25 protein-coding genes and 1 pseudogene are annotated in these 25,012 nt (G+C 63.4%); 21 read left to right on the forward strand and 5 right to left on the reverse strand.

Features of this window, described 5'->3' with window-relative positions; all coding sequences use genetic code 11:
• Positions 1–38: 38 nt before the first annotated feature.
• The 6 genes and pseudogenes from V5E97_RS26940 (at position 39) to V5E97_RS26965 (ending at position 6,377) form a co-directional block, all read left to right on the forward strand.
• Positions 39–2,783, forward strand: coding sequence for a DUF1549 domain-containing protein (locus V5E97_RS26940; RefSeq protein WP_406694662.1), 2,745 nt, complete (start codon positions 39–41; stop codon positions 2,781–2,783).
• A gap of 108 nt (positions 2,784–2,891) precedes the next feature.
• Positions 2,892–4,289 (forward strand): DUF1501 domain-containing protein, encoded by a 1,398-nt coding sequence (locus V5E97_RS26945; protein WP_406694663.1) that lies wholly within the window; start codon positions 2,892–2,894, stop codon positions 4,287–4,289.
• A 12-nt stretch (positions 4,290–4,301) separates the two neighbouring features.
• Positions 4,302–4,499, forward strand: a complete 198-nt coding sequence (locus V5E97_RS26950) for a hypothetical protein (RefSeq protein ID WP_406694664.1) — start codon at positions 4,302–4,304, stop codon at positions 4,497–4,499.
• 65 nt (positions 4,500–4,564) lie between these two features.
• Positions 4,565–4,903, forward strand: coding sequence for a hypothetical protein (locus V5E97_RS26955; protein WP_406694665.1), 339 nt, complete (start codon positions 4,565–4,567; stop codon positions 4,901–4,903).
• A gap of 473 nt (positions 4,904–5,376) precedes the next feature.
• Positions 5,377–5,499, forward strand: a pseudogene (locus tag V5E97_RS26960) (DUF6444 domain-containing protein); the annotation flags it as partial.
• An 80-nt stretch (positions 5,500–5,579) separates the two neighbouring features.
• Complete coding sequence (locus V5E97_RS26965) at positions 5,580–6,377, forward strand: IS66 family transposase (RefSeq protein WP_406694666.1); 798 nt, start codon at positions 5,580–5,582, stop codon at positions 6,375–6,377.
• Positions 6,378–6,596: 219 nt separating this feature from the next.
• Here the strand turns inward: V5E97_RS26965 and V5E97_RS26970 are convergent, their stop codons facing one another.
• Both V5E97_RS26970 and V5E97_RS26975 read right to left on the reverse strand, forming a co-directional pair.
• Positions 6,597–7,754 (reverse strand): recombinase family protein, encoded by a 1,158-nt coding sequence (locus tag V5E97_RS26970; protein WP_406701222.1) that lies wholly within the window; start codon positions 7,752–7,754, stop codon positions 6,597–6,599.
• A gap of 81 nt (positions 7,755–7,835) precedes the next feature.
• Positions 7,836–8,051 carry a hypothetical protein gene (locus V5E97_RS26975; RefSeq protein ID WP_406694667.1) on the reverse strand — a complete coding sequence of 72 codons (216 nt, stop codon included), beginning with the start codon at positions 8,049–8,051 and terminating at the stop codon, positions 7,836–7,838.
• Between the two features lie 144 nt (positions 8,052–8,195).
• Here V5E97_RS26975 and V5E97_RS26980 point away from each other — a divergent pair, with 144 nt between their 5' ends.
• The 4 genes from V5E97_RS26980 (at position 8,196) to V5E97_RS26995 (ending at position 12,291) form a co-directional block, all read left to right on the forward strand.
• Entirely contained in the window at positions 8,196–8,735 is a 540-nt protein-coding gene (locus V5E97_RS26980) for an IS66 family transposase (RefSeq protein WP_406694668.1), read from the forward strand.
• A gap of 1,236 nt (positions 8,736–9,971) precedes the next feature.
• Positions 9,972–10,355, forward strand: coding sequence for a response regulator (locus V5E97_RS26985; RefSeq protein ID WP_406694669.1), 384 nt, complete (start codon positions 9,972–9,974; stop codon positions 10,353–10,355).
• Positions 10,352–10,966, forward strand: coding sequence for a chemotaxis protein CheC (locus tag V5E97_RS26990; RefSeq protein WP_406694670.1), 615 nt, complete (start codon positions 10,352–10,354; stop codon positions 10,964–10,966). Before V5E97_RS26985 ends, V5E97_RS26990 begins: the two co-directional genes overlap by 4 nt.
• Positions 10,963–12,291 (forward strand): sensor domain-containing diguanylate cyclase, encoded by a 1,329-nt coding sequence (locus V5E97_RS26995; RefSeq protein ID WP_406694671.1) that lies wholly within the window; start codon positions 10,963–10,965, stop codon positions 12,289–12,291. Before V5E97_RS26990 ends, V5E97_RS26995 begins: the two co-directional genes overlap by 4 nt.
• A 727-nt stretch (positions 12,292–13,018) precedes the next feature.
• Here V5E97_RS26995 and V5E97_RS27000 read toward each other — a convergent pair.
• Positions 13,019–14,206 carry a vWA domain-containing protein gene (locus tag V5E97_RS27000; protein ID WP_406694672.1) on the reverse strand — a complete coding sequence of 396 codons (1,188 nt, stop codon included), beginning with the start codon at positions 14,204–14,206 and terminating at the stop codon, positions 13,019–13,021.
• A gap of 216 nt (positions 14,207–14,422) precedes the next feature.
• On the opposite strand from V5E97_RS27000, the gene V5E97_RS27005 reads away from it, so the two are divergent.
• The 11 genes from V5E97_RS27005 (at position 14,423) to V5E97_RS27055 (ending at position 23,332) form a co-directional block, all read left to right on the forward strand.
• A complete protein-coding gene (locus V5E97_RS27005; RefSeq protein ID WP_406694673.1) occupies positions 14,423–15,103 on the forward strand; it encodes a GDSL-type esterase/lipase family protein in 681 nt (226 codons plus the stop codon).
• A 147-nt stretch (positions 15,104–15,250) separates the two neighbouring features.
• Entirely contained in the window at positions 15,251–16,216 is a 966-nt protein-coding gene (locus V5E97_RS27010; RefSeq protein ID WP_406694674.1) for a threonine ammonia-lyase, read from the forward strand.
• A gap of 395 nt (positions 16,217–16,611) precedes the next feature.
• A complete protein-coding gene (locus V5E97_RS27015) occupies positions 16,612–17,946 on the forward strand; it encodes an outer membrane protein assembly factor BamB family protein (RefSeq protein ID WP_406694675.1) in 1,335 nt (444 codons plus the stop codon).
• Between the two features lie 126 nt (positions 17,947–18,072).
• On the forward strand, positions 18,073–18,876 hold the full coding sequence (locus tag V5E97_RS27020) for a hypothetical protein (RefSeq protein ID WP_406694676.1): 804 nt from the start codon (positions 18,073–18,075) through the stop codon (positions 18,874–18,876).
• 24 nt (positions 18,877–18,900) lie between these two features.
• Positions 18,901–19,404, forward strand: coding sequence for a hypothetical protein (locus tag V5E97_RS27025; RefSeq protein WP_406694677.1), 504 nt, complete (start codon positions 18,901–18,903; stop codon positions 19,402–19,404).
• Positions 19,405–19,629: 225 nt separating this feature from the next.
• Complete coding sequence (gene uraH / locus V5E97_RS27030; protein ID WP_406694678.1) at positions 19,630–19,971, forward strand: hydroxyisourate hydrolase; 342 nt, start codon at positions 19,630–19,632, stop codon at positions 19,969–19,971.
• Between the two features lie 2 nt (positions 19,972–19,973).
• A complete protein-coding gene (gene pucL, locus V5E97_RS27035) occupies positions 19,974–20,903 on the forward strand; it encodes a factor-independent urate hydroxylase (RefSeq protein ID WP_406694679.1) in 930 nt (309 codons plus the stop codon).
• Positions 20,904–20,966: 63 nt separating this feature from the next.
• On the forward strand, positions 20,967–21,374 hold the full coding sequence (locus V5E97_RS27040) for a RidA family protein (protein ID WP_406694680.1): 408 nt from the start codon (positions 20,967–20,969) through the stop codon (positions 21,372–21,374).
• A gap of 180 nt (positions 21,375–21,554) precedes the next feature.
• Positions 21,555–21,830, forward strand: coding sequence for a hypothetical protein (locus V5E97_RS27045; protein ID WP_406694681.1), 276 nt, complete (start codon positions 21,555–21,557; stop codon positions 21,828–21,830).
• A 28-nt stretch (positions 21,831–21,858) separates the two neighbouring features.
• Positions 21,859–22,074 carry a hypothetical protein gene (locus tag V5E97_RS27050; protein ID WP_406694682.1) on the forward strand — a complete coding sequence of 72 codons (216 nt, stop codon included), beginning with the start codon at positions 21,859–21,861 and terminating at the stop codon, positions 22,072–22,074.
• A 139-nt stretch (positions 22,075–22,213) separates the two neighbouring features.
• Positions 22,214–23,332, forward strand: a complete 1,119-nt coding sequence (locus V5E97_RS27055; RefSeq protein ID WP_406694683.1) for a Gfo/Idh/MocA family protein — start codon at positions 22,214–22,216, stop codon at positions 23,330–23,332.
• 114 nt (positions 23,333–23,446) lie between these two features.
• Here V5E97_RS27055 and V5E97_RS27060 read toward each other — a convergent pair whose 3' ends face one another.
• Positions 23,447–23,941 (reverse strand): hypothetical protein, encoded by a 495-nt coding sequence (locus V5E97_RS27060; RefSeq protein ID WP_406694684.1) that lies wholly within the window; start codon positions 23,939–23,941, stop codon positions 23,447–23,449.
• A gap of 222 nt (positions 23,942–24,163) precedes the next feature.
• Entirely contained in the window at positions 24,164–24,976 is an 813-nt protein-coding gene (locus V5E97_RS27065; RefSeq protein WP_406694685.1) for an IS5 family transposase, read from the reverse strand.
• Positions 24,977–25,012 lie beyond the last annotated feature (36 nt).

Raw genomic sequence — 25,012 nt, forward strand, 5'->3', positions numbered from 1 at the left:
CGCCACGACTCCGCACGTCCGAGGAAAGGACGAATCCCATGAGCGCGATCCACGTGATACCGAGGATGCCAGTGCTGTTGGCGACCTTCGCACTGGCCGCCGCGTCGGCCCGAGGGGAAGACCCGCCAACTCGCCCGACGTTCGACCCGGAGGAGGTGTTCCACCGGGCCGACACCGACGGCGATGGCAAGGTGAGCAAGCAGGAGTTCCAACTCGTGGCCGCCAACGCGCCCCGGTTGCGGGACGACCCGCAACGGGCGGACCGGGTGTTCGGGGTGCTCGACGCAGACCGGGACGGGTCGCTCTCGCCCCCCGAGTTCCTGCGCTTGGCCGCGATGCGCGGCGGCAACCCACCGGGCCGGCCCGCAGCGCCGCCGGCGAGGGCGTCGGAGAAGGCCCCCGAGAAGATCGCCGACCGGTCGCCAGTTGCGGATCAGGTCGCGTTCTTCGAGAAGAAGGTCCGCCCGGTCCTCGTCCAGCATTGCTACGAATGTCACTCGGCCGAGGCGAAGAAGGTCAGGGGCGGTTTGCTGCTGGACACCCGAGAGGGGACTCGACGCGGCGGGGAGAAGGGGCCGGCCGTTGTCCCCGGCGACCCCGAGGCCAGCCTGATGGTTGAGGCAATCCGGTACGAGGACGAAAATCTCCGGATGCCGCCGAAGCACCGGCTGCCGGCCGAGGTGGTTGCCGACCTGGAGCAGTGGGTGCGGTCTGGGGCAGCCGATCCTCGAGACGGCAAGGCCGTCGTCCGCAGCGACGTCGACATCGAGAAGGGCCGGCGGTTCTGGGCGTTCCAGCCGCCCAGGGCGGTTCCCCCCCCGCCGGCGAAGGACGCGGCGTGGCCGCGGTCGGATGTCGACCGGTTCCTGCTGGCGGCGATGGAAGCCAAGGGGGTGCGGCCGGTGGGCGACGCCGACCGGCCCGCGCTGCTCCGGCGTTTCAGCTTCGACCTGACCGGGCTGCCGCCGAAGCCGGCCGAGGTCGAGGCGTTCCTGGCCGACAAGTCGCCCGGTGCGGTGGAGAAGGTGGTCGACCGGCTGCTTGAATCGTCGGCGTTCGGCGAGCGGTGGGGCCGATATTGGCTTGATGTCGCCAGGTACGCCGAGTCGAGCGGCAAGCAGATCAACCTCAACTATCCGCACGCCTGGAGGTACCGCGACTATGTCGTCGACAGCTTCAACGCCGACAAGCCTTTCAACCTCTTCGCAATGGAGCAGGTCGCGGGCGACCTGATGCCGGCCGAGGACGACCGGCAGCGGGCCGAGCGGGCTGTGGCGACGGGGTTCCTGGCGATCGGCCCTAAGTCGCACAACGAGCGGTCCCGGCTCCAGTTCGAGCTGGAGCTGGCCGACGAGCAGATCGACGCGACCACGCAGGCGTTCCTCGGGCTCACAGTGGCTTGCGCTCGGTGCCACGACCACAAGTTCGACCCCATCCCGCAGCGTGACTATTACGCACTGGCCGGCATCTTCCGCAGCACCGACACGCTGTTCGGGACCACCCTGGTGATCCAGAACAATCGCCGCACGACCGAGCTGCTGGAGCTGCCGGCCGGGGCGAACCCACCCGTGACCAGCCAGAGACTGTCGCCCGATGCCCGGGCCGACCTGGAGCGGCAGCTTGAGTCGCTGCAGACACGACAGCGCGAGATCGCCCGCGGCGGGCGGCAGGCGACCCAGGGGAACGCTGAGTACCTCCGCCGGCAGGCCCAGGTCCACCTGCTCGAGGCCCGGCTGGCGAACTTCGGCGCCGACGGGAAACCCAGGCCGCTGGCGATGGCCGCCCGCGATCGCCGCCAATCGGCCGACAGCCCGCTCTACACCCGAGGCGAGCCGGACGCGCCTGACGAGGTCGTCCCGCGCGGGCTGCCGCAGGTGCTGGCAGCCGGCGACGGGCGGGTAGGGTCGCACGGATCGGGTCGGCTGGAAGTCGCCGAATTCCTCGGGTCCGACAAGAACCCGCTGACCGCCCGGGTCTGGGTGAACCGGGTCTGGCTGCACCTATTCGGACAGGGTTTGGTGCCGACGCCGGACAACTTCGGGGCCAGCGGTACCGCGCCGACGAATCAGCCCCTGCTCGACGCCCTGGCCGTGCAGTTCATGGCCGACGGGTGGTCGACCAAGCGGTTGGTCCGCCGGCTGGTGCTGACCCGGGCGTACGGGCTGGCGTCCGCGTACGACGCTCGTAACCAGGAGATCGATCCGGAGAACACGCTGGTTTGGCGGGCGGCCTACCGCCGGCTGGACGCCGAGGGCCTCCGCGACGCGATGCTCGTGGTGGCCGGCAAGTTGGATGTGGCCCCGCCGGTCGGTTCGCTGGTGGCGGAGGTCGGCAACGGACCGTCGGCCGTGATGCTGCGGTTCAGCCAGAAGATCGATCGGCTCAACGTCCGGTCGGTCTACCTGCCGGTCGTGCGGGACCATCTCCCGGACGCGCTCGCCGCGTTCGACTTCGCCGAGCCGAGCCTGGTGACCGGGCAGCGGGCGACGACCAGCGTGCCGAGCCAGTCGTTATACATGATGAACAGCCCGTTCGTGATCAACGCGGCCGATGCGGCCGCGAGTCAGATGATCCGCGAGGTGTCGGACGAGCGGCAACGGGTCCGCCACGCGTACCTGACAGTCCTGAACCGCCCGCCGGCCGCCGATGAACAGGCTGCGGCCGAGCGGTTCCTGAATGACTACGCGGCCAGCGTGACCAACGCCGCCGAGCCCAGGCGGGACGCCTGGACCGCATTCCTCCAGGCGCTGCTCGGTAGCGCGGAGTTCCTGTACTTGAACTGAGCCGGGTGGAGGCGAGGGCGAATCGTCGGTGTTCGTCCTCACCACGAAGTTACGAAGGGTAAGACCCCGCTTCCGCCGAGGCGGCCCCTATTTATCGAGAGGCTTGTCATGACGGACTCCACTCCTTTGTTGCTTTCTCGCCGGGCGGCACTCAAGGCCGCCGCATCCGGGTTCGGCTACCTGGCGTTCGCGGGGCTGTCCACGTGGTCGGCGGAGCGTGCGCGTCCGACGACCGCGGTCGGACCGCTCGCTCCGAAGCTGCCCCAGTTCCCGGCCCGGGCCAAGCGGGTGATCTTCCTCTGCATGGAGGGCGGGCCGTCGCACGTCGACACCTTCGACCACAAGCCGAAGCTGGCTATCGACGCCGGCCGACGGTTCGGCGACGGGGCCCGCGGCGGCCAGCTGATGCCGTCGGCTTGGAAGTTCAACCGGCACGGCCAGTCCGGGCTCTGGATCAGCGAGTTGTTCCCCCAGGTCGCCAGGCACGCGGACGACCTGTGCGTGATCAACAGCATGCAGACCGACCTGCCGAACCACCCGCAGGCGTTCGCGCAGATGCACACAGGGGCGTTCCAGTTCCGCCGACCGAGCGTCGGGGCCTGGACCCTCTACGGGCTCGGGACCGAGAATCAGGACCTGCCCGGGTTCGTGACGATCAGCCCGCCGGCCAACCTCTGCGGTCCGTTGAACTACGGGTCGTCCTTCCTGCCGGCCGCGTACCAGGGGACGCGGATCGGGTTCAGCAACCGGCCGGTCGCGGACGCCGCGATCGCCAATGCCACCAACCCCCGGAGCAGCACGGCCGCCCAGCGGCTCCAGCTCGACTTCCTCCAGTCGGTCAACCGCCGGGCGCTAGAGCGGGAGATCGTCAGCCCGGAGTTGGAGGGGGTGATCGACTCGTATGAACTGGCGTTCCGAATGCAGGGGGCGCTGCCGAAGCTGATGGACCTGTCGGGCGAGACCGAGGCGACCCGCCGGCTGTACGGCATGGGCGATCAGGCGACCGACGACTTCGCCCGCCAGTGCCTGCTGGCCAGGCGGTTCGTCGAGGCCGGCGTGCGGTTCGTCGAGCTGTGTCACGGAGGGTGGGACCAGCACCGGCAGTTGAAGGAGGCGCACGGCCGCAACGCCGCCGCCGTCGACAAGCCGATCGCTGGGCTGCTGGCGGACCTGAAGGGCCGCGACCTGCTGAAGGACACGCTGGTGATCTGGGGCGGCGAGTTCGGCCGCGCCCCCTATGCCCAGGGCAGCGACGGTCGGGACCACAACGCCAAGGGGTACAGCCTCTGGATGGCCGGCGGCGGGGTGCGGGGCGGCCTGGCCTTTGGCCGGACCGACGACTACGGGTACGAGGCCGTCGACGACAAGGTCCACGTCCACGACTGGCACGCCACCATCCTGCATCTGCTCGGGCTGGACCACCAGAAGCTCACTTACCGCTACGCCGGCCGTGACGTACGGCTGACGGACGTGAAGGGGAACGTGGTGAAAGGGATCCTCGCGTAGCTCCGTCGGGCCGTGCGACTTCCTCCCCCCCTCTCCCCGGTTGCGGAGAAGAGGAAAATCGATGTAGGCCGCAAGCCCGGCAGTACCGCCGGGTACGGCATCGATGGGCCGGAGCTGAAGGCTCTGCTGGCGAACCTGCGCGACCCGTATGGACTCCCGCCGGTCGCGGTTCCGACGGCGAGCGAAGCGTGCGAAGAACCGGCCCGATGATGTCCTTTCTCCCGCCACGGAGGCGGGACGCGCGCGGCCCGGCAATATTTAAGAGGCATGCTGCTATGATGGGAACGTTGCGTAACCTGTTCGTCGAGATGACGACGACCGTGGCTGTCGTGGTCGCCCTGACCCTGGTGGGGTTCGGACTGCTGGAGGCGACCCAGCCGAGGATGGTCTGGTCGGGCAGCCGGCGCGAACGGCACCTGATCGGCTGTCCCGCGTGCCTCGACACCAGGCTCCCCATCGAAGAGCAGCTGCGGTGCTGCCCGGAGATGGTGGATCTACAGCGACAGCTCCTCGATCGGGGGCATGCGGACGCCGAGGACGGACCCGCGACGGTCGTGGCCGGACTGCGGCTCGCGTTGGACCGCGACCCGTGCACACGCCGTTCGAGCAGGTAGGCCCAGTACCAGTAAGGCTGCCGTTCGTGCCGCCGATTTTTGCATCATCCCTGTCGGCCCACGCCGGTCGATTTGAAAGCAACGCCACCAACGGTGGCGACGCAGGCGGTCTTTGTGATGACGCAGACACCGTCACGGGGCGAGCGGGTGAGGAAAAATCAGTGGCCACGTACCTAAAATGAGCAAACCAGGGGGGCTGGGTGATCTGGTGATGTCGGAAAGTAGGCACCCATTTTTGAGTGCCGAATGCCCGTGATCGAAAGGCAAGGTTGTTGGACCGAATGCCCAGTAGCGCTCGTCACAGCCTCGACAGATCGGCGAAGTGGTGGCGTAGCCGTTCACAGTCCGGTATTGAAAGTTGCCGATGACGGCACTATATCTGCGTTATGACGAATCCGCTGCCCATCCCTGACGACCTCTGGAGTACGGTGCCGCCCGACGCTCAGGCCGCCATCGCTGCAGTCTTTGTGGCGATGCAGCAGCGGCACGCCGACCTGGAAGCGCGGGTCAGCGATCTCGAAGCACGGCTCAAGCTCAACTCCACCAACTCGTCCAAGCCACCTTCGTCTGATCCGATCGGCCTGAAGCGGCGGCCGCCCGCTCCGGCCAGCGGCAAGAAGCGCGGTGGGCAACCGGGACATCGCAAATCCCACCGTGCCTTGGTGCCGCCTGAGAGTTGCGCCAGACCATCCACTGCAAGCCGGAGGCGTGTCGCCGATGCGGTCAGGGGCTTCGGGCGACGACCCGAGCCGTTGATCCATCAGGTGGCCGAATTGCCCAAGATCGAGCCCTCGTCGATGAATATCGACTTCATCGTCTCACCTGTCCCGGATGCGGTGAGACGACCTGCGCGCCTGCCCCCGGTGTCCCGAGCGGTTGTTTCGGCCCTTACCTTCAAGCCGTCCTGGCCATGCTCGCCGGGGCCTATCGTCTCAGCAAACGGCAGATCCAGCAGGTCAGTTCCGATCTGTTTACCCTGTCGATCTCCACCGGGATGATCGCCAAGCTGGAACGGCAGTCGGCCGCGGCTCTGGAGGCTCCCTACAACGAACTGGCGCTGTCGGTCCATCAGGCCGAGGTGGCGAACATCGACGAGACGTCGTGGCGTGAGCAACTTCGCAAGGTCTGGTTGTGGGTGACGGTGACTCGCCTGACCACTGTCTTCACGATCGCCAAGAACCGCAGTGGCGCGATCGCCCGGGCGTTGTTGGGCAGTCAAGACGGCCAGGTCGTCACCAGCGACCGATTCAGCGCCTATGACTGGATCATGGCGTCCTGGCGGCAAATCTGCTGGGCTCACACCATCCGAACGCAATCGACAATTCGGCCGGCCCTCCGACGTGACTTCAGATCTATCCCCCTTCACCATGACTCGGCCCCGTCCGTTCATCCGGGCCCAGGCGTGATGCCTCCCCTCCGGAATGGCCCAGGGGAATCACGTGCCGGATCTCCAGCGAGTCTTCCCCGACTATGACTCGGTCGATCAGCAACTGCAAGATCCCCTGCCGCTCTGTGAAGGTCGCCTCGTCGAGCCGGTCGCAGACTCGTCGGCAGAACGACTTGAGGTCTGCCCAGACGGCCTTCGCCTCTTGCCGCTCGGCGTGCAGTCGTTGTTCCTGGTCACGCTGTGTCGCAAGAACATGTCGATGCCCTTGAATTTTCTCGCGACGTGCCTTCAGCTCGGCCAGATCGATCACCTCAGCTTGATAAGCGTCGACCAGCCGTTGTTCCTCCCGGTCGAGCCGTTGCAGTTGCAACTCCCAACGCCGGACCTCGCTTTGGCCGTCCTCCCGGGCCTGTGACGCTCCCAGAAATCCCTCGAATTGAGCGGCCAGCATCCCGGGGTCTTCCAGCAATGACTTGACATGGTCCCAGACGGCCGCGTCAAGCTCGGCGACCTTGGCCGGCGTCTGGGTACAGCGGCAGGCCCGGTCGCGGGCCACGGTGTCCTTACCGTGGCACTTATAGTATCGGTGCGTGGCCTGCCCCGCCCCCCCCCGTATGTGGTGATGCCGAACATGGCCAGGCCGCACGTCCGGCAGGTTAGCAGGCACCTCAGCAAATAGCTGTTGCGGGTGTTGTTGCGGAACGACAGGCTCGAGTTCCTCGCGAGCTGCTCCTTCGCATCTTGATGCGTAGAGGTATCGATCAAAGCTGGGGCACGGATCGGGATCCATTCCTCTCGCGGCCTCGGGCGCCGGCAGGTGGCCGTGCCCGCCCTGGTCCCCTTCGACCGTGGCTTGCGCGGCACGACGTACACATGCCGATTGAGGTAGCCTTCGCCGATGTAGACCGGGTCGGACAGGACCCGATGCACGACGCTGGGCGACCAGAGCCGGCGGCCGCACCGCGGACGCCAAGGGCCTTCGGCGAGCCTCTTGAGGATCTGTCGGACGGTCATCCTCTCGTCGATAAGCCATCGGTAGAGGATTCGCACCACATCGGCCTCCGCCTCCTCGACCTCGAGGTGCGCCGGGACGCCGTCGCGGGCCGGGACGTAGCGGTAGCCGTAGGGGGCCTTCCCGGCGATCCAGTGACCGTCCTTGGCCTTCTGGATCTTCCCACGGCGGAACCGCTCGGCGAGGACCGCCCGCTCATACTCGGCGATGGCGCCCTGGATTTGGAGCAGGAGCTGGTCGTGCGGGTCGTCTGAGATTGGCCGGTGGACGAATTCGACTTCGCAGGCGGCACGGCGGAATTCCTCGAGCAGGAGGATCTGGTAGGCGTATCGGCGAGCGAGCCGATCCGGACTGAAGACAGCGACGACATCGAACTCGCCCTCGCGGGCGGCGTCACGGAGTCGGTCGAGGGCCGGGCGGTCGAGGCGTGATCCCGAATATCCTTCATCAATAAAACGTGATCTTCTTTGAGATCATGGCTATTGGCCTGGGCCCAGGCGCGAAGGGCATCGAGTTGGCTAAGGATCGTCTGGTCACGCCCCTGCTTCGCGGTCGAGACCCTGGCATAAACGGCAGCTCTCATGATTAATATCCCCCACAGTGGTTGACGGAATGCCGGCGGCCTCCGGCCCGGCGCCGAGCAGGATCCGGATGGCCTGCTCGAGCCGGCGGGGGCCGTCATGGCGCGGGACGAATGCGGAGTGGATAGCCCACCCCGCAGGTCGAGGGTTGCGGGAATTCCGGCGCATCGATGAACCTCCTGATGAGAGGCCAAAGATGATCTTGCCGATACCGCCGGTCTAGGATCGACGGCGAGAGCGAGGTGAGTAGGGGCGGGTTGAGGACCTGAACGGAATGACAAGGGTTGCCCGCAGTTTATCGATTGCGTTCGGATGGTGCATCTTCGTCGCGACTTTCAGGCGATGATCGACCGGGGTGGTGGTAGCGAGCGGGTCGGACAGCGGTTGCTCGGATTGTCGAACCGACTGTTCCGGCACTGGCACCGGGTTCGTGACGGGACCGTGCCCTGGGACCAGTTCCAAGAGCGGATGAGCCGACTGCGACGGGAGGTCAAGAGGGCCCTTCAGGAGGGATCGCGGAGTTCGTGCGCCAAGACGGCCGCGACCTGCTTCGAGATCCTCAAGGTGGAGGAGGGCCTGTGGACGTTCGCTCGGGTCCGGGGCGTGGAGCCGACGAACAACGTGGCCGAACGCTCGTTGCGGCATGCGGTAATCTGGCGGCGGATCAGCGGCGGGACGGCCAGCGCGGAGGGGAGTCGGTTCGTGGAACGGATGCTGACCGTGGTGGCGACCTCTCGGCAACAGGGTCGTAACGTCCTGGACTACTTGACCTCGTGTTTTGAAGCGGATCGTCGCGGTCACGCCGTCCCTTCTCTCTTGCCGGCCAGCACGTCAGACATCAAAGCCGCCTGATTTCACTTCTCCCGTCCTATGAACGGCTACGTGGTGGCTTTATGGCGGGAGTGCTAAATTCACTTGCCCGTCGATCCGGTGCTGCATAAGCGGTTACGCTGTACGCCGATGCCCGGCTTCGCCTTCGGCAGTTTCGATGACTTGGCCTTCGCCTGCTTCTGCATCAGTGGATTGATGTTCGACAAGTTGACCACGGCGTTCTTGGCGTTAAGCCACAGACTTCCGTTCTTCGCCGTGCGTTCGGTCAGTCATTCACGAAACGTCTTCATGTCGGTACCTATTGGCTCTGCTGGCGATTCCTGGCGTCGCCCCGCCCGTGCGTGCGCAAATGGCCCAGCGTCACGATGAAAGAAACAGTGGCAGAGCCATCAGGCAAGGCCCGACGACCACCTTGCCTGTCAGGGGAATCGCCCAGAATTGTTTGATTCTTGATTTTGCAACAGCGGTTGCCGTGGTGATGGGGGGCAAATCAAGGGGCTGGCTCCGGGGCCGACCCACGACGCACCGGACATTGTCAAGGCGGTAGGCGAATCAGAATCGACTCCCACGTCGCGATTTCAAGGGGAACATTGATCCTCGCCGATTCCCCGCCGGTTTGCGAGAATCCATGCCGCCCCGGGAATTTCCCTGATTGACAGAGGCTAGTAGTGTTCTAAACTTGTGAAGTGCATACAGGCGGCGTATGGGAGGGGGATCCCTCTGAGTCACTGCCTTCCTGATTCACGCTTTGAGTCATCAAGGATGAGTTTTGTGATGTAGTTCCTTGATCGCTTGCAGGCTTCTTGCTTGAAGTCGCCATGTGATCAGTCAGGCCAGCCTTCCGTAACCATTTCCGAGCGACCGAAGTCGAGGGTCAGGCCATTCAGAGCGAAGTCCGGAGGTGTTAAGATCGTCCGACGCTCCCCTTGTGGGGCGTGTCGGTTCTGGCTTGCGCTGAGGGGCGTGTCGGGGCTTGGTTTTCCACGCTCGCCTGGATGGTTTCGTCGAGGAGGTTTCACGGGTCGTACCTTTCGATCGTTGACGCTCAGGTCGATCTGGTGGTTTCCAGAGTCCTTGGTCTGGGAGGCCGGTCTCTGGCAGGTTGCCGGTCCACAAATTTTGGGCGACGGGGTCTTCGCGTGAGGCAGATTCGTCTGTCGCCCTTGATGATCATTGAGCCGTTCCGCGGGTATGCCGGTTTGGCTGCGAAAGTGCCAACGGGAGGATCCCGGCTGGTTCAATCGCTCAGGGGAGAGAATGATGGCGAGAGTCCTCGTGGTCGACGATTCAAGGTTTAGCCGCAACGTAACAGCGCGAATTCTTCGCGCGGCTGGGCATGAGGTCGTCGAAGCCTCGGATGGCGAGCTTGGCCTGGAGGCCGTTCGCGAGCACAAGCCGGACTGTGTTGTGCTCGACCTTCTCATGCCGGTCCTTGATGGTCCCGGTTTTCTGAATCGGCTCCGTGGTGAAGGATCGGCACTTCCGGTCGTGGTCGCCAGCGCCGACATCCAGACCAGCTCGCGTCTTCTCTGTGAGGAACTTGGTATCAGTGGGTTCGTGAACAAGCCAGCCCGCGCCGAAGAACTCTGTCCTTGCATCGAGCGGGCCATCCGGGGCTCATCGGTGGGAGAGCTTCGATGAGATTGGATCCGTATCAAGAGGATGCGCTCCGGGAGGTGATCAACATTGGCATTGGTCGGGCCGCCGCCACGCTCAGCGAACTGATGGGGACCCGGATCGAGCTATCGATACCAGGGGTCGCGATCTATGAGTTCGACGATTGGATCAGACGCGGGGGGCCGGGAGTGGCGGGGGTGGCGGTCGTCCAGGACTTCGAGGGGCCTTGCTCGGGGCGGGCGGTTCTCGTGTTGCCGCGTGACAGCGGCCTCCGCATGGCGCAGATCCTTGGCGGTGTGGAGGACGGCCTGGACGAGCTCGACCTCGAGTTGAGCGGGATCCTGGCCGAGGTCGGCAACATCATGATCAACGCGGTGCTTGGCTCGCTGGCGAACGCCACGGGGGCCCGGCTCTCCTACGGCTTGCCCGAATTCTACAGCGAACCGGAGTTGGCCTTCCTCTCGACGCCCGGCGCCGAAGAGGGCGTGAGAGGTCTCCTGGTGGCCGACGCCCATTTTCATGTTCGTCAATTCGCCGTCCGGGGCTCTCTTCTGATCGCATTCGCGCGGGATGGAGTTGAGGTCTTGGTGCAGGCGATCTGCGCGACGGGATCCGACGCCTGGGAGGTCCGATGACCGACGAGGCAGGAGTGACGGTCGAAATCCCGGGGCTGGCGAAATCCCTCGACTTGATTCCGCTGGGCGCTTGTGTGATCGATGTCGACCTGACCGTCTGGGTCTGGAATCGGACCCTCGTGGAATGGACCGGAATTCCGAGTGAGGAAGCCCTTGGCATGAACCTGGGTGATCGCTTCCCCACGCTGAGGGAAAATCGGATGAGGGGGCGGCTCCGGCAGGTGTTCGAGGCTGGATGCCCCGCCGTCTTCTCCGCGGCGATCCACAAGCACTTCCTGTCCGTTCCCACTCGGCACGGCCCGCCCGGAAGCCTGATGGTGCAGCAGACCCAGGTGCGTTTGCTCTCCGGCCAATCGACGCTGGCCCTGGTCACCATTGGCGACGTCACATCCGAAGCCTTCCAGTTGGCGGCACTTCGTGCGGAGCGGACCCACCTGGTTGCCGTTCAGGCCGAGTTGCGGCGGCTGATGGAAGCGGCCGAGGCCGATCGAAAACGAGTCGAACGGCTTCATGCCGAATTGCAGGAGGCCCACGTTTCGCTGGGGCGGAAGAACGTCGAGCTGGCTGAGCTTGCGGCAACCGACGCTTTGACCGGGCTGGCCAATCGCCGGCGGTTCCGAGAGACGCTCGAGACGGCCTTCGCAGTGGCGATCCGTGACGGTCAGCCCCTCTCGTTGCTGATGCTTGATATTGATTCTTTCAAGAAGTACAACGACGAATATGGTCACCTCGCGGGCGACGAGGTCTTGCGGTGCATGTCCGGCATCTTTGATGCAAGCCTCCGAAGCTCCGACGCGACCGCGCGGTACGGCGGCGAGGAGTTCGTCGTCCTGCTGCCGAGGACCGATTCCAGCACCGCACGGATCGTGGCCGAGCGGCTGCGGGCCGATATCGAGTGTCATGCTTGGCCGTTGCGAGGTGTGACGGGCAGCTTCGGGGTTGCCACGCTCACCCCCTCGGTCGCGGTCGCGGGCGCGGGCGAGTTCTTGAATCAGGCCGACCTGGCTCTCTACCACTCCAAGCGGCGGGGACGCAACTGTGTCTCGCATTTCGAGGACCTAGCATCGTTCATGGTCGGGCCGGGGCAATGCGGCGGAGCCCTCGATCAGAACTCGCAGGGGCTTGACGATAAGGCCACGTCATCCCCCTCTGACCCAGGAATCTGGCCTCAAAATGCTGAAGATGAGAAAAGTCTTCCGGCCTGCAACGATGATATGGGCAAAGATTGCCTGGACTCCGGATCGGCCGCTGAATCGAATGGAGGGTTTCCTCACCTCCGCGCCTACTCCGGCTCTCCCACGGTGAGAGAGGCCAACGCAACCTGAATCGTTTCAAGGCCATCCCCGGGAACGGGTTTATTTAAATTCAACGATCCGCGACTGGGCTAGAATCTCGCGGGATTTCCGGTCCGGTCGAATCAGTAGCACGGCCGGCCCGGCCGTATCCCCCTTGGCCCAGGGCAATTCCTCAGACCCGCGCCGACCCCGAGGGAATTACGGCCGGGCCGGCCGTGCTACTACAAACAACCCGTTGCGGTAACCGCAAGAATCTTCGGTGCTTTAGTTCTTTTGCGGATCGTTGTTTATATTTGGCCCCAATGGGACAATCCAAGGTAGCCCAGGGCAACGCCCTGGGGACTCGGCCACCAGGATCAGCAGCCCTGAAAGGGCGGCTTAAAGGGTTGTGCCAGTACGACCTACGCCGCAAAGCTGTCGCTCGGGTTAGGCCGCCATTTTAGGGTGTTTTGAGTGCGGACGTGTTGATTTAGCGATGCGTTTCGGGCTTCCTTGGCCCGCCCCGTTGGGGCTGAAACCGGCGAGAGCGTGCGCCCCTCGACGGTAAACCGCTGTAGAATGTTCTTGGATCATCGGCGTCACGACACGCGAGGAGATCGAGCTTCAAAAGCGGAACGTGGCGAAGTCGGAATGACAGTCTCCATTCATGCCGGGCCTTTTACTGGTCCTCTCCCGGCCGATCGAGATGCTCGGGATCATTGCATTCGATCAGGGCGCCGGGGGAGGAATCGCCGCTTGCCGAGGTGGCCGAAGCCGCTCAGAGCTTGAGCCCCTTGCGGGCGATTTGCGCCTTGAGGGCCTCGCTGACCGCCTGATCGAACCCCGTCGGGTTCTTGGTGGATTGCTTCTGACGCTCCTCGTAAATAAACGTATCGCGTTTCTTCGATAACTCGAGGATTTGCGCGCGGATCTTCTTGCGCTCTTCGATCTTGCCCGCGATGACCTTCTTTCGCTCGTCGGCCGAGAGCTTCTGGAGTTCGTCGGGCAGCTCGTCCTGCTTCAGTGCGTCGAGCTTGACCGTCCCGTTCTCGACGCCCTGGATCAGGTCGCTATCGTCGTAGGCCGCGGCGTTGATCGCCTTGTTGAGCGCCCGTTCGGCCCGGGCCGTTGCTGGGGCGGCCAGGCCGAATCTCCCCTCGAGCTGCTTCTGGGCTTCGGCCTTGCTCGATCGAAAGGCCATACCGCTCATCATGCCCATGCTGCCGCCATAGGCCATGTACGTCCCCCCGACCTTGGTCCCGAGCTGGGAGAGTTCGGCGTCGAACGGCGTGGCGATGGCCACGACGCCCCCATCCTGGGCGATCGCGAAGTATTGCCCCTCGCCCGCGCGACAGATCCGCCTCCAGACGTCGCCGGTCCCTGGCAGATTGCCGCACTGGATGGTGTTGACGATGATCCCGGCCTTCACAGCTTCCGACGCCGAGATGATCGTGTCGGGTTCGTTGCCGTAGTCGTCGTGGGGCGGTGCGTCCCCGACCAGGAAAAGGATCTGGGCGATGTTGCGGGAGCGGGGCGACCAGCCGGCCTTGTGGACGCCGTCGGCGAGCGCCTGCCGGACGTCCTCCGGGGTGTCGCCGCCCCCGACGGCCTTGTAGGCCATGAGCGTGCTGTAGACCTTGTCGAGGTCCCGCGTGACGGGGAGGACCTGCGTGACGTAGGCCTCTCCGTGATCGCGGTAGGCGACCAGGCCCATCCGGACTTCCGGCTTCGAGGGCGACTTCATGACCTCGTTGACGATGCCCCAGATTTTCTGCTTCGCTCCGTCGATCAGGCCGCCCATCGAGCCGGTGGTGTCGATCACGAAGACCAGCTCGATCGTCGGCTTACCGCCGGCGACGTCCTTGACCTGCCCGGCCGGATCATTCTGGGCCCGAGCGGCCGTGGCCGTGACCGTGGTCGCGAGCAAGACCGCTCCGCCGATGAGCAGACGCTGTGCAAGACGCATGGGTCGCCTCCCGATGTCGAGCGAGTGAAGGATGTGAGCCGGCCATCGGATTAACGGATGCCAGAACAAATCCTTAGACGAGGGGAGCGAGTCCTCGGTTCCAGGCGCGCGAGGGCCCGGATCTTTGCGGCCCCCCGACCGGCTTTGTAGGATGGACCTCATCCGCAAGACCGGCCAGATGACTCAGGCCGTCATCCCCTCCCGAGGTCCCCGCCCATGAAACACCTGCTGTCGGCTATCGTGCTCGGCCTGCTGGCCATTCCCCCAGCCCACGGCCAGGAGGTTCCCCGCCCTTATGCCGAAGCCCGCGACTTCTCGAAATGGGAAAAAGAGGTCGCCGCCCACGAGGCGTCCGACTCCAAGGCTCCCAAGGGGGGAATCCTCTTCATCGGCTCCTCGACAATCCGGCGATGGGAAACGCTTGCCGAGGACTTCCCCGACCACAAGGTCATCAACCGCGGCTTCGGCGGCACCGAGATCGTCGATGCCACCCACTTCGCCGACCGCCTAATCTTCCCCCACGAGCCCAAGCAGATCTTCCTCCGGGCCGGTGGCAATGACATCCATGCCGGCCGCTCCCCCAAGGCCGTGGCACGCGACTTCAGGGACTTTGTCGACGCCATTCACGCACGCCTCCCCAAGGCGGAGATCCTCTACATCAGCGTCAGCCCCGCGCCCGCACGATGGGGCGAGTCGGATAAATACCGCGAGCTGAACCGGCTGATCCGGGAGATGGCCCTGGAAATGCCGCGCGTTGGTTTCGTGGACACGTACGACATGGTCCTCAAGCCCGACGGCAGTGCCATTGCCGATCTGTTCGTCAAGGATAGGCTCCACTTCTCGCCGGAAGGATACAAGCTGCTCAGGGAGCGTGTCCGACCCTTTCTTGCGCAGTAGAGGGAGGGGGGGCGAGGAATCCGAATGCAGCCCGCTCGAACGGGTCGCTGGGATCGACCGCGCGAACCTTCGAGGGGTGAGTGCCTGTCAGCGAAGGCGAACCTGTTGAGATTCATCGATGCGTCGCGTGACTTCAAAAGGGAACCTATGAACTGGTCGCCACCCACCCTGGCCGACGTCCTGCGAGCCAAGGCCTCGATCGCCCCCTACTTGCGTCCCACCCCGACGCTCGAACGCCCTTCACTCGATGCGGCGTTGGGTTGCCGGGCCTATCTCAAATGCGAGAACCTCAACCCGACCGGGGCGTTCAAGGTGCGGGGCGGGATCAACCTGCTCTCGTCCCTCGACGACGAACAGAAAGCCCGAGGGGTGCTGGCCGCCTCGACGGGCAACCATGCCCAGTCGGTCGCCTATGCGGCGCGGCTGTTCGGAATCAGGGCGATGATCTACATGCCCGAGGAGGCCAACCCGATGAAAGTGGCCGCGACCCGCGCCTTCGGGGCCGAGGTCGTGCTCCACGGGCGTGACTTCGACGAGGCGCGACGGGCCGCCGAGGCGAGGGCCAGACAGGAGGGCATGCGTTACGTTCACTCGGCCGACGAGCCGCTCCTGATCGCTGGCGTGGGAACGTATACGTTGGAGTTGTTCGAGGTTGCGCCGGATCTGGACGTCCTATTCGTGCCCGTCGGGGGCGGAAGCGGTGTCCTGGGCGCGGCGGTTGTGGCCAGGGCGGTGAACCCGAAAACGAAGGTCATCGGCGTCCAGGCCGAGGGGGCGCCCGCGGTCTACCTCTCGTGGAAGGCAGGGCACCGGGTGAGCACGGACGAAGTCTCCACATTTGCTGAAGGGCTGGCAACCCGCGAGCCGTTCGACCTGCCGCTCCAGCTTTTGCCCAAGCTGGTCGACGAGATCATGCTGGTGAGTGATGCCGAGCTGGAAGCGGCGATCCGCCTCCTGCTCGAAACGACGAGCCAGGTTGCCGAGGGGGCCGGCGCCGCGGCGGTCGCCGGCGCGTACCAGCGACGCGACGAACTGGAAGGCAAGTCGGTCGGTCTGATCCTGAGTGGTGGGAATCTCGGGATGACGACCTTGAAGCGGATCTTGGAAGTTTGACAGCCTCATCAGTCTTGAATGGGCAGTGAGTTAATATGGGTGGAATTGTATGTTTTGTGTTGTGTTTTTCTGGGTGGCCGAGGAGAACATCGAAAACAAGATGATCTGACACCAAATAGTTTGTCGAGCCAAACTGCTTGTTGTATGTGAATAAGATTGGAGAACGCAGATTTCATTTGCCTGAACTTTACTTGGATCGTCCTTGCTGTTCCCGAAGCTCAGGCTACGACAGGCCAAGATGAAGTCGACTTGACGAGCGAAGCGCCCCCCTGCCCTTCCCTATTCGGCTCGATCCGCGAATCAGTCTTGCAAACGGCTCCCCCACCGGTAGAGTCGAAGGGGCCCAGCGTTGCTTGGCCGAATCGTCGACGATCGCCTGATCTAAGGGGCATTCCATGGTTCGCTGGGGTCAGCATCAGGTCCTCAATCTGTGGGTAGCCGCGAAATGGACGGTGGGTATCGCGGCGCCGGGTCTGGGCATTGCTCTGTTGTTGCTGTCGGTCGTAGTTCGGGCCGACGACAAGACTCCCAAGGCGGCCAGCCTCTTCACCTATCCGCGGGGCGGGCCTGAACGGACTGGAGCCTATCCCGAAACCCAGATGCCCGATCGGCCGGCAACCGTCTGGATCGACGCTCTGGGATCCAATACTGGAACGCCTGTCGTCACTGGCGATCGGATGATCGTGGGCAACCGGAGTGGCGATCTGCTTGCCTTGAGCTTGAAGGACGGCGCGGTTGTCTGGACCGTCGCCGAGGTCGGCTGGGACGTGATGGTCGCCCCGGTGGTGGTCGGCGACCGGATCTATTGCGCGTCGAACCGTGGCCTGACGGCCCACTCGCTGACAGACGGATCCGTGGTCTGGCGGAAGGACATCCAGGGAGGTTCGACCGAGTCCTCACCGCTCGTCGTCGGTGAATTGGTGGTCGTCGGTGGAGCGGACGGATTTGTTTATGCGTTAGATGCCCGTTCGGGTAAGGAACGCTGGAAGGCGGACGTGGTGACCGGCGCCCCGGCCGACCCGGAGGGTTTCCCCGGCGCCCGAGCACGGGGTGGCAACAACGCGGCCCGGCCGGGTATGGCCGCCAGCGACGGGATGCATGTTTTTATTTCGATGTTCGACCAGTCTCGGGTCCTGGCATTGGACCTCAAAACGGGCGAGGCTCGCTGGTCGTTCCAGGCGAAGGGATGGATCGCGGGTGGGCCGACTGTCGGCGAGGGGAAGGTCTTCTTCGGTAGCCAGGATCACAAGATCTACGCCCTGGAGGCGGGAACGGGCAAGGTCGCATGGGCATTCGCAACGAAGTGGAGGGCCGACGGCGGCCTGGCCTATTGCGATGGTTCGGTCTTCGCCAGTGCCAGCGACGGGAGGTGCTACCGCCTCGACGCTCAGACCGGCCGGAAGGTCTGGGAGTATGAGACGGAGGTCGGGCCGGATCAGAAGCATTACTTCCTGAGCCCCGCTCCCCTGATCGATGCGACGGCGGTCTATTTCGGCTCGTGGGACGGTTATCTCTACGCCCTGAAGCGGAAGGACGGCACACTCAAATGGAGACACCGGCCCCACGACAACGACGAGCACGTGGGCGCGCCTATCACCGACGGCAACCGCCTCTACGTGCCTCTCACTCCACTCTTCGATTTCGAGAATCAACGCGACAAGAAAGGGGTCCATGGGATCGCCGCGATCGGGTCGGCCCAGGAAGTCGCGCCCGATGCACCGATGCCGTAAGATCGCCTTGTTCTCGCCAGGGAGACCCGTTCCGCCGGCCCTTTTGGGCGGGATCCCTGGCTCAGAACCGGTTCCGCTGCGACCGTGACGATTGAAGCGGGGACGAGGTTTCTGAGAGGCCAGGCCATGCGACACCTTGCCGTGCGGTTCTCGCTCTCGTGGTTGATAATCGCAGTGGTACTCGTGGCGTGCGCGCTGGGAGCCGCCGCCGCCTTCGCTCGAGAACCGGTCACCGCGAGGAGCGTTCTCTCGGGGTGGGTCGCGCTCTACGGCATCCCATCAGCCCTCCTTCTCGGGAGGAGCGTCCCACTCAGGAGGGGGGCCAAAGTCTCAGGGAGGATCATCCTCTTGGGTCTCCCCGTGGCTTGCCTCGCTGGCTCACTCAGCTTTGCCATGAGCGGCTACGTTGGCTTGGTCGGCGGATTCTGCGTGATGATCCTCACGATCGGGTGGGGCGCAATCCTTGCGGCGGCTTTTTCCTCAGATAAATCGGTAACGCATCAAGACGGACTCGACTTGTTGCCTCGCATGCGTTCCCTCGATTGGTCGGCCCCCCCGCGGACGAGGATACGAACGTGGGTGATCGTCTTGACCGCCTTGTTTGTTCTCTTCCAGGTCTGGGGCTCGTGGTCATTCTACCAGGGGCGGGATTTCGATCTGATCGCCTGGCAGGATCCCATTCGAGTGGTTCAGGGTGTCCGCCTGGAGATGGCTGACCGGCTTGTGGCCGGGCATCTTTTGCACGGCAAAACGCGGCAACAGGTGATCCAACTGCTTGGGGAGCCATCGAGTGAGGGCTACTTTCGGGATTGGAATCTGGTGTACTGGCTTGGCCCCGAACGGGGCTACCTCAGCATCGACTCCGAATGGTTGGTCTTGCGGCTCGGACGGGATGACCGGGTCATTGAGAGTCGCATCGTTAGGGACTGAAAAGCGAGGCCGAAGTGGCCACTCGTGAATGAGAAGCTCACGAGGCGAAAAGACTCGGATGAGGATGATATGGAGAGCAAAGTACCATTATCAGGTCCCGGCCGGTTTCAATGGAACATGGGGGGCTGGTTCGGCGGTCAGCTCGGTGGCACGGTATGGATGCTGGTCGGGGTCGTCGTGCTCGTGCCGCAAGCCCCCGAAGTCGCGGGTGTATGGCTGGTCTGCTTCGCGGTCGCCAATGCCATTGGCTCCGGCTTGTGGTGGCATCGAGACCGGATACGACCTTATCCGGCGCTCCAAGCTCTGCTGTTTGCGACCGGATTCCATGGCCTGATCGCTTTGGCCGCCCTGCACGTCCTCCGACCCGGGCTTCGCATTACCCGACCCAAGGGTGTTCTGCTAGCGGACGATCCACGGATCATTGCATTTTTACTGATAATGATCGTTGCTTTGATGATGTTTTGTTTTCTTGCAGAGCGGAGTGCGAGGAAGGAGAGATCGCGGGCTCCGGGGAAAACCTCGCCTTGAATTGAGCTACGCCATGGATTGGGCCGTGTAATGGTCGCACGACCGGGTTGACCGTCATTCCAGGCAGGGTCGGCGCGAGTCCTAGCGGTTGTCGTCAGTGGCCAAGGGCAAAAACGGCCGGGCCGGCCGTACTACTTGATGACAGCGGATTACCATCGGGTCGTTCGCGGATCATGGCGACGAAATCATCATCGCTTCGTCTGAAACGTGTCCTATGGTGGGATTATGAGCATCAGCCGCATCACCACGCACATTCTCGACACGACCTGTGGACGACCAGCAATCGGCGTGTCCGTCCGGTTGGAAGTCCAGGGCCCCAATGGTTGGCTTGGCATTGGCTCTGGCGTCAGCAATGAGGATGGGCGGATCATGAACCTGGGCCCGGCCGAGCTGGCGGCTGGGAACTACCGGATCGAAATCGATACCGGCGCCTATTATCAGCAGATCGAAACAGAATCCTTCTTCTCCTCCGTTTGCCTGAGCTTCACTCTCAAAGATCCGGCCCAGCATTACCATGTGCCTTTGCTCCTCAGTCCGTTTGCCATTTCTACATATCGAGGCAGTTAGCCATGACATTGCTATCGGGCTCAATTCCGGCCGACACCACGGCAAGCGACAAGTTCGTTCTGGGGAAGAACCAGTACGGAAAGGCCGGCAACCACGTGGTTCGGATCACCAGCGACACTGCCCGACACGAGATTGAAGATCTGACTGTCATTTCCCAGTTGCGCGGTGATTTCGAGTCTTGCCACACCGAGGGGGACAATAGTCATTGCGTGGCCACGGACACCCAGAAGAATACCATCTTCTCGCTCGCACGCGATGGCGTGGGTTCCCCGGAGGCTTTCCTGCTGCGTCTGGGCAAACACTTCACCACCAACTTCGAGTGGGTGAGCGGCGGTCGTTGGGCCGCGGAGCAGGTCACGTGGCAACGGATCAAGGTCGACGGCAGTGAGCATAATCACGCCTTCGTGCAGAACCGGACCGAAACTCGCACCGCCGTGCTCTTGATCGACAATGACGGTCCGCACCTCGTTGCCGGACTCAAGGATTTGACCGTGCTCAAGTCCACCGGTTCGGAGTTTCATGGCTTCCCGCGGGACAAGTACACCACACTGGTGGAGACCCACGACCGCATTCTCTCCACCGACGTGGCGGCTCGCTGGCGCTATAACACCACCGACCTGGATTTCAATGCCGTCTATGCCGATGTCCGGCGAATCCTTCTGGAAACCTTTGCCAGCGTTCACTCGCTCGCGTTGCAGCAAACACTCTTTCAGATGGGCAAGAACGTGTTGCAGGCCCACCGCAACATTGTAGATATTCGATTCTCCATGCCGAACAAGCACCACTTCGTCGTGGACCTGGCGCCGTTCGGCCAGGACAACCCGAACGTCGTCTTCTGGGCGGCCGATCGTCCTTTCGGGCTGATTGAGGGGACTGTCAAACGCGAGGACGCAGCCGATGATGTGTGGGAATCCATCGTCGGCTTCTGCTAACTCGAACGGCCGGTCCGGGATCAGATTTGCTTGTCTGAACTTTTCAGCCCTTTGGAGATGCCGATGTCCGACAAAAGGGAAGGGGCTGTGCGCCACATCATCTGCGATCGAGTGACGAAGCCGCTGCCCCTTTACTCGCACGCGACCGTTCACAACGGCGTCGTCTACGTCTCCGCCCTCCAAGGTTTCATTCCAGGGACATTTGATTTTCCGTCCCCGGCCCCCGCGGATCAAGCGCGGCAGGCGCTCGCAAACCTGAAGCTAATTCTTGAGCAGGCAGGATCGAGTCTGAGCCATGTCCTCAAAATCACCATCTTCATGACAGACATGCGGGACTTTCCCAAGATCAACGAGGTGGTCAACGAGGTGTTTCCGGAGTCACCTCCCGCCCGGAGCTCGATCGCCGTGGCCGAGATTCCACGGGATGCGAAAGTTGCCATCGAGACCATCGCGGCGCTGAGAGATGCGTGACGAGCGAGAGGATGCTCGGATCACCAAGTCGAGACCAGCCTGGCGTAAGCATCATGAAAGCCAGACACGAATCTGGGAGTTTTGTGGGAAGAGGACATGCATTGCGATCCTGAGATCGCAATGCATGTCCTTGCTGTTCCTTGGTCGGCGAACGCCTTACTGACCTGATCGGAGGACGGGATGAGTCAACCAGGAACTCGGCGGTTGATCGTCGGAGGCGATTCCTTCATGGTCAAGTTCGCCGGGCCATCCGCACATCAGGGAGGGACGCTCTGGCTCGCGAAGACGGTGATCGTGATTGCCCGCGACAAGGACGACCGGACGATCGCGGGTGATGCCTTCATCGGTTCGCCGGAACATCAAGTCGCCGCCTTGAACGGCGAGGGCGGTACTCCGGATGACGCCTGTCGCGACCTGGAGGAGAAGCTCGCGAAGCTTAAATCCCACGAAACCTGAACTCTCCATAAGAGAAAGAGAAGAGGACATGCATCACGATCCTGAGATCGCGATGCATGTCCTCTTCTCTGTTGAGGGGTTTCGTCCCGGTCCCGACACCGATATCCTCGGCGGCGAGAATCGCGGCGGTCCGAACAGCCGTCGACACTTCTCGGAGGTCGGGCAACGCTGGGCGGGTCTGCTCCGGTTCGCCGCAGTCTGGGCTGGGTTGCAAGGGACGGTGCCTCTCCAGGGCGTGCGATGAAGGTGCCGTGGGGATCGGCGTCGAGGCGATTCCCGCGGCCGGGTTCGCGGCCCTGCGGCGGTTGTGATGACCGGTCTTGTTGAGTCCGGTGAGCCGCTGCCGGTGCCCTTTCTGATTGTTTTATTGGAGAAATAGGTCCATGGCAAACGTCAATCGTCGAGGGTTCCTGGGCGCGACCGGAGCGCTGGTGGCTGGGCAACTGGGGGCTCGTGAAGCCACGGCCGGGGTCGGTGCGAACGACACCATCGGCATCGGGGTCGTCGGCGTGGGGAGCCGGGGGACGGTCCTGCTCAAGAACCTTCTCCAGATCCCGGGGGTGGCGATCCGGTCCGTGTGCGACATTGACCCGGCGCACCTGGAGCAGGGACTGAAAACGGTTTCGGAGGCGGGGCAGAAGCGTCCGGAGGGCACGGCCGAATGGCAGCAGTTGCTCGCGACGGACGGGATCGATGTCGTCGTCGCCGCGATCCCTTGCGACCTGCACGCGCGGCTCTACCTCGACGTGATCGCCGCTGGCAAGGACCTCTACGGCGAGAAGCCGATGTGCTTGACTCCCGCTGACCTCGACGCGGTCGTCAAGGCCACGCGGGCGTCGAAGCAGATCGTGCAGATCGGTCACCAGCGGCGTGCCGACCCGCGCTTCCTTGAGACGATTGGCCAGGTGCATGGCGGCGAGCTCGGGTCGCTCGTCGAAGGCCGGATCCTCTGGTCGAACTCGTGGGGGCCGTTGCTGGGCTGGTTCGGCCAGAGTCAGCGGTCCGGCGACTGGATTGTCGAGCAGGCTGTGCATAATTGGGATGTGATGAACTGGGCGATCCGGGCGCGGCCGGTGCGTGCGGTGGCTTTGGGCCGGAACGACCTGTTCCGCGACCGCCAGGCCGAGCGCGACGTGCACGACTATTACTCCGGAGTGGTCGAGTACCCCGGCGGCATCTTCGTGAACATCATCCACAGTTGGGTCGCACCCCAGAAGTTCAACGAAGAGTACACCCGACTGATCGGTACGAAAGGAGGCATCGACTTCAACACCGGCACTTTCTCTTACCGCCCCGACCAGAAGAAGAACGATCGGCCCTTCGGCGGCGGCGAACTCAACAACACGCTGCTCGCTCTCCAGGCGTTCGTCCGGTCTGTCCGAGCCCGATCCGAGCCTGTCTGCACGGTCGAACACGGGCGCGATGCCGTTCTGACCTGCCTCCTCGTTCGTACGGCCGTCAAGAGTCAGACTGTCGCCACGATGGAGCAACTGATCTCTTGAGCCGTGCCACGGAAGCCTAAAGGAGAGCAGCCTCTCTGCATGCCAATGGCCGATGTCACGATCAAAAGGCTCACGACTCAGCTACGGTCCCGCGCCACATTGGGCTGTGAGCCATCATTGTCTCGATCGCTCGGTCTGTGATCCACCCGAACGCAAAATCGATCGGGCCTTAGCCCGGACCGCTTCCGCCCAAAATGGGTCATCAGGCCGGACGAGCACCATCTTGAAGCCGTGCCGCTGCGATTCGAGCCACACCCCCTCGGATTCGTCAACCAGCAGGTCGATGCCGAACACCGGCGGGTACTTGGAGCAGTCCTGATAGGAGTGTCCGCACCCGGTCACCTTTTTGAAGTGGTGATATTGATTGATGACTCCTGCGATGCGGACCCCGTAAAGCAGAAAAAGCATCCTGACATAGGTAGGGCTGCGGAAGGACGTGGTGTAGACCCAGACCTCCCATCCTTGCTTAATCAAGGACTTCATCAGGGCGATGGTCCCCTCCCGTATTTGCTCGTGGCCAAGAAGTCTTGCCAGGAATCTCTGATTCTCGACAGGGAAGACGACGCCGCTAGGGATCAGCGTGTCGTCGAGATCGAAGGCAATTTTCATCTCCACCGGCATCCCGCGTAAGTAACTCGCAGTTTCGCCGCCCTCATCACTTCCCCACGGCAACCCTGAAGAGAAGACCGAAACTATGGCCAGGCACCTAAAGAAGGTAAAGCGGGAATCATGAATAATTCATAAATGTGGTTGTGTGCTTATTTGTTTTTGCTGAAACTCCCAGATAACCCAACTGAGGTGCCTGGCTACTCCTCACTTCCTTAAGAGACCCTAACAAAAAGAGCTGGCAAGTACGTTGAAACAGATGATTGCGCAAGCTATCGACATTAACGCCTCGTGAATGTCAGAGCGGCGTTCGGTTCTCAGCCGGAGCTTCCGAGGCTTATGCAACCACGACAAGGTCCGTTCGACCACCCAGCGATAGCGGCCCAGACCACTTCCATGGGGCGTGTTGCGTCGGGCAATCCGGGGAAGGATTCCTCGACTTCGCAACCGCCGGCGATGAGGGGCCGAGTCGTAGGCCCGATCGGCGTAGAGAGCACGCGGGCGGCGGCGAGGACGCCCCGGCTTTCCGCGAACCGACGGGATCGCATCCACCAACGCCTCCAATTGGGTGACGTCGGGGGCGTTGGCCCCCGTCAAGATCGCGGCCAAGGGGATTCCTCCGCCGTCGGTGATCACGTGGTGTTTGCTACCCGGTTTGGCTCGATCCGTAGGGTTTGGGCCGGTCTTCTCCCCACCCCCCAGGGCTCGGACCGAGGCGCTGTCGACCACGGCTCGGGACCAATCGATCCGGTTCGCTCCCCGCAATTCGGCCAGGAGGAGTTCGTGGAGCCTCTGCCAGACCCCGGCGCGATGCCAGTCGCGGAGTCGTCGCCAGCAGGTCATGCCGCTACCGCAACCCATCTCCTGGGGCAGATCCTCCCACGGGATCCCCGTCTTCAGGACGAAGAGGATTCCGGTCAGCGCCTTGCGGTCGTCGATCGGCTTCCGTCCAGGGAAGCGAAACCGTCGGGGTTTGGGTGGCGGCAGGAGCGGTTCGATCCGTTCCCAGAGTTCATCGGGCAGAAGAGGCTTGGCCATGTGGTATCTCCTGTGACACGTCACCCCTCCTACGTT

This window comes from Singulisphaera photorubra, from assembly GCF_045290345.1.
Classification (GTDB): domain Bacteria; phylum Planctomycetota; class Planctomycetia; order Isosphaerales; family Isosphaeraceae; genus Singulisphaera.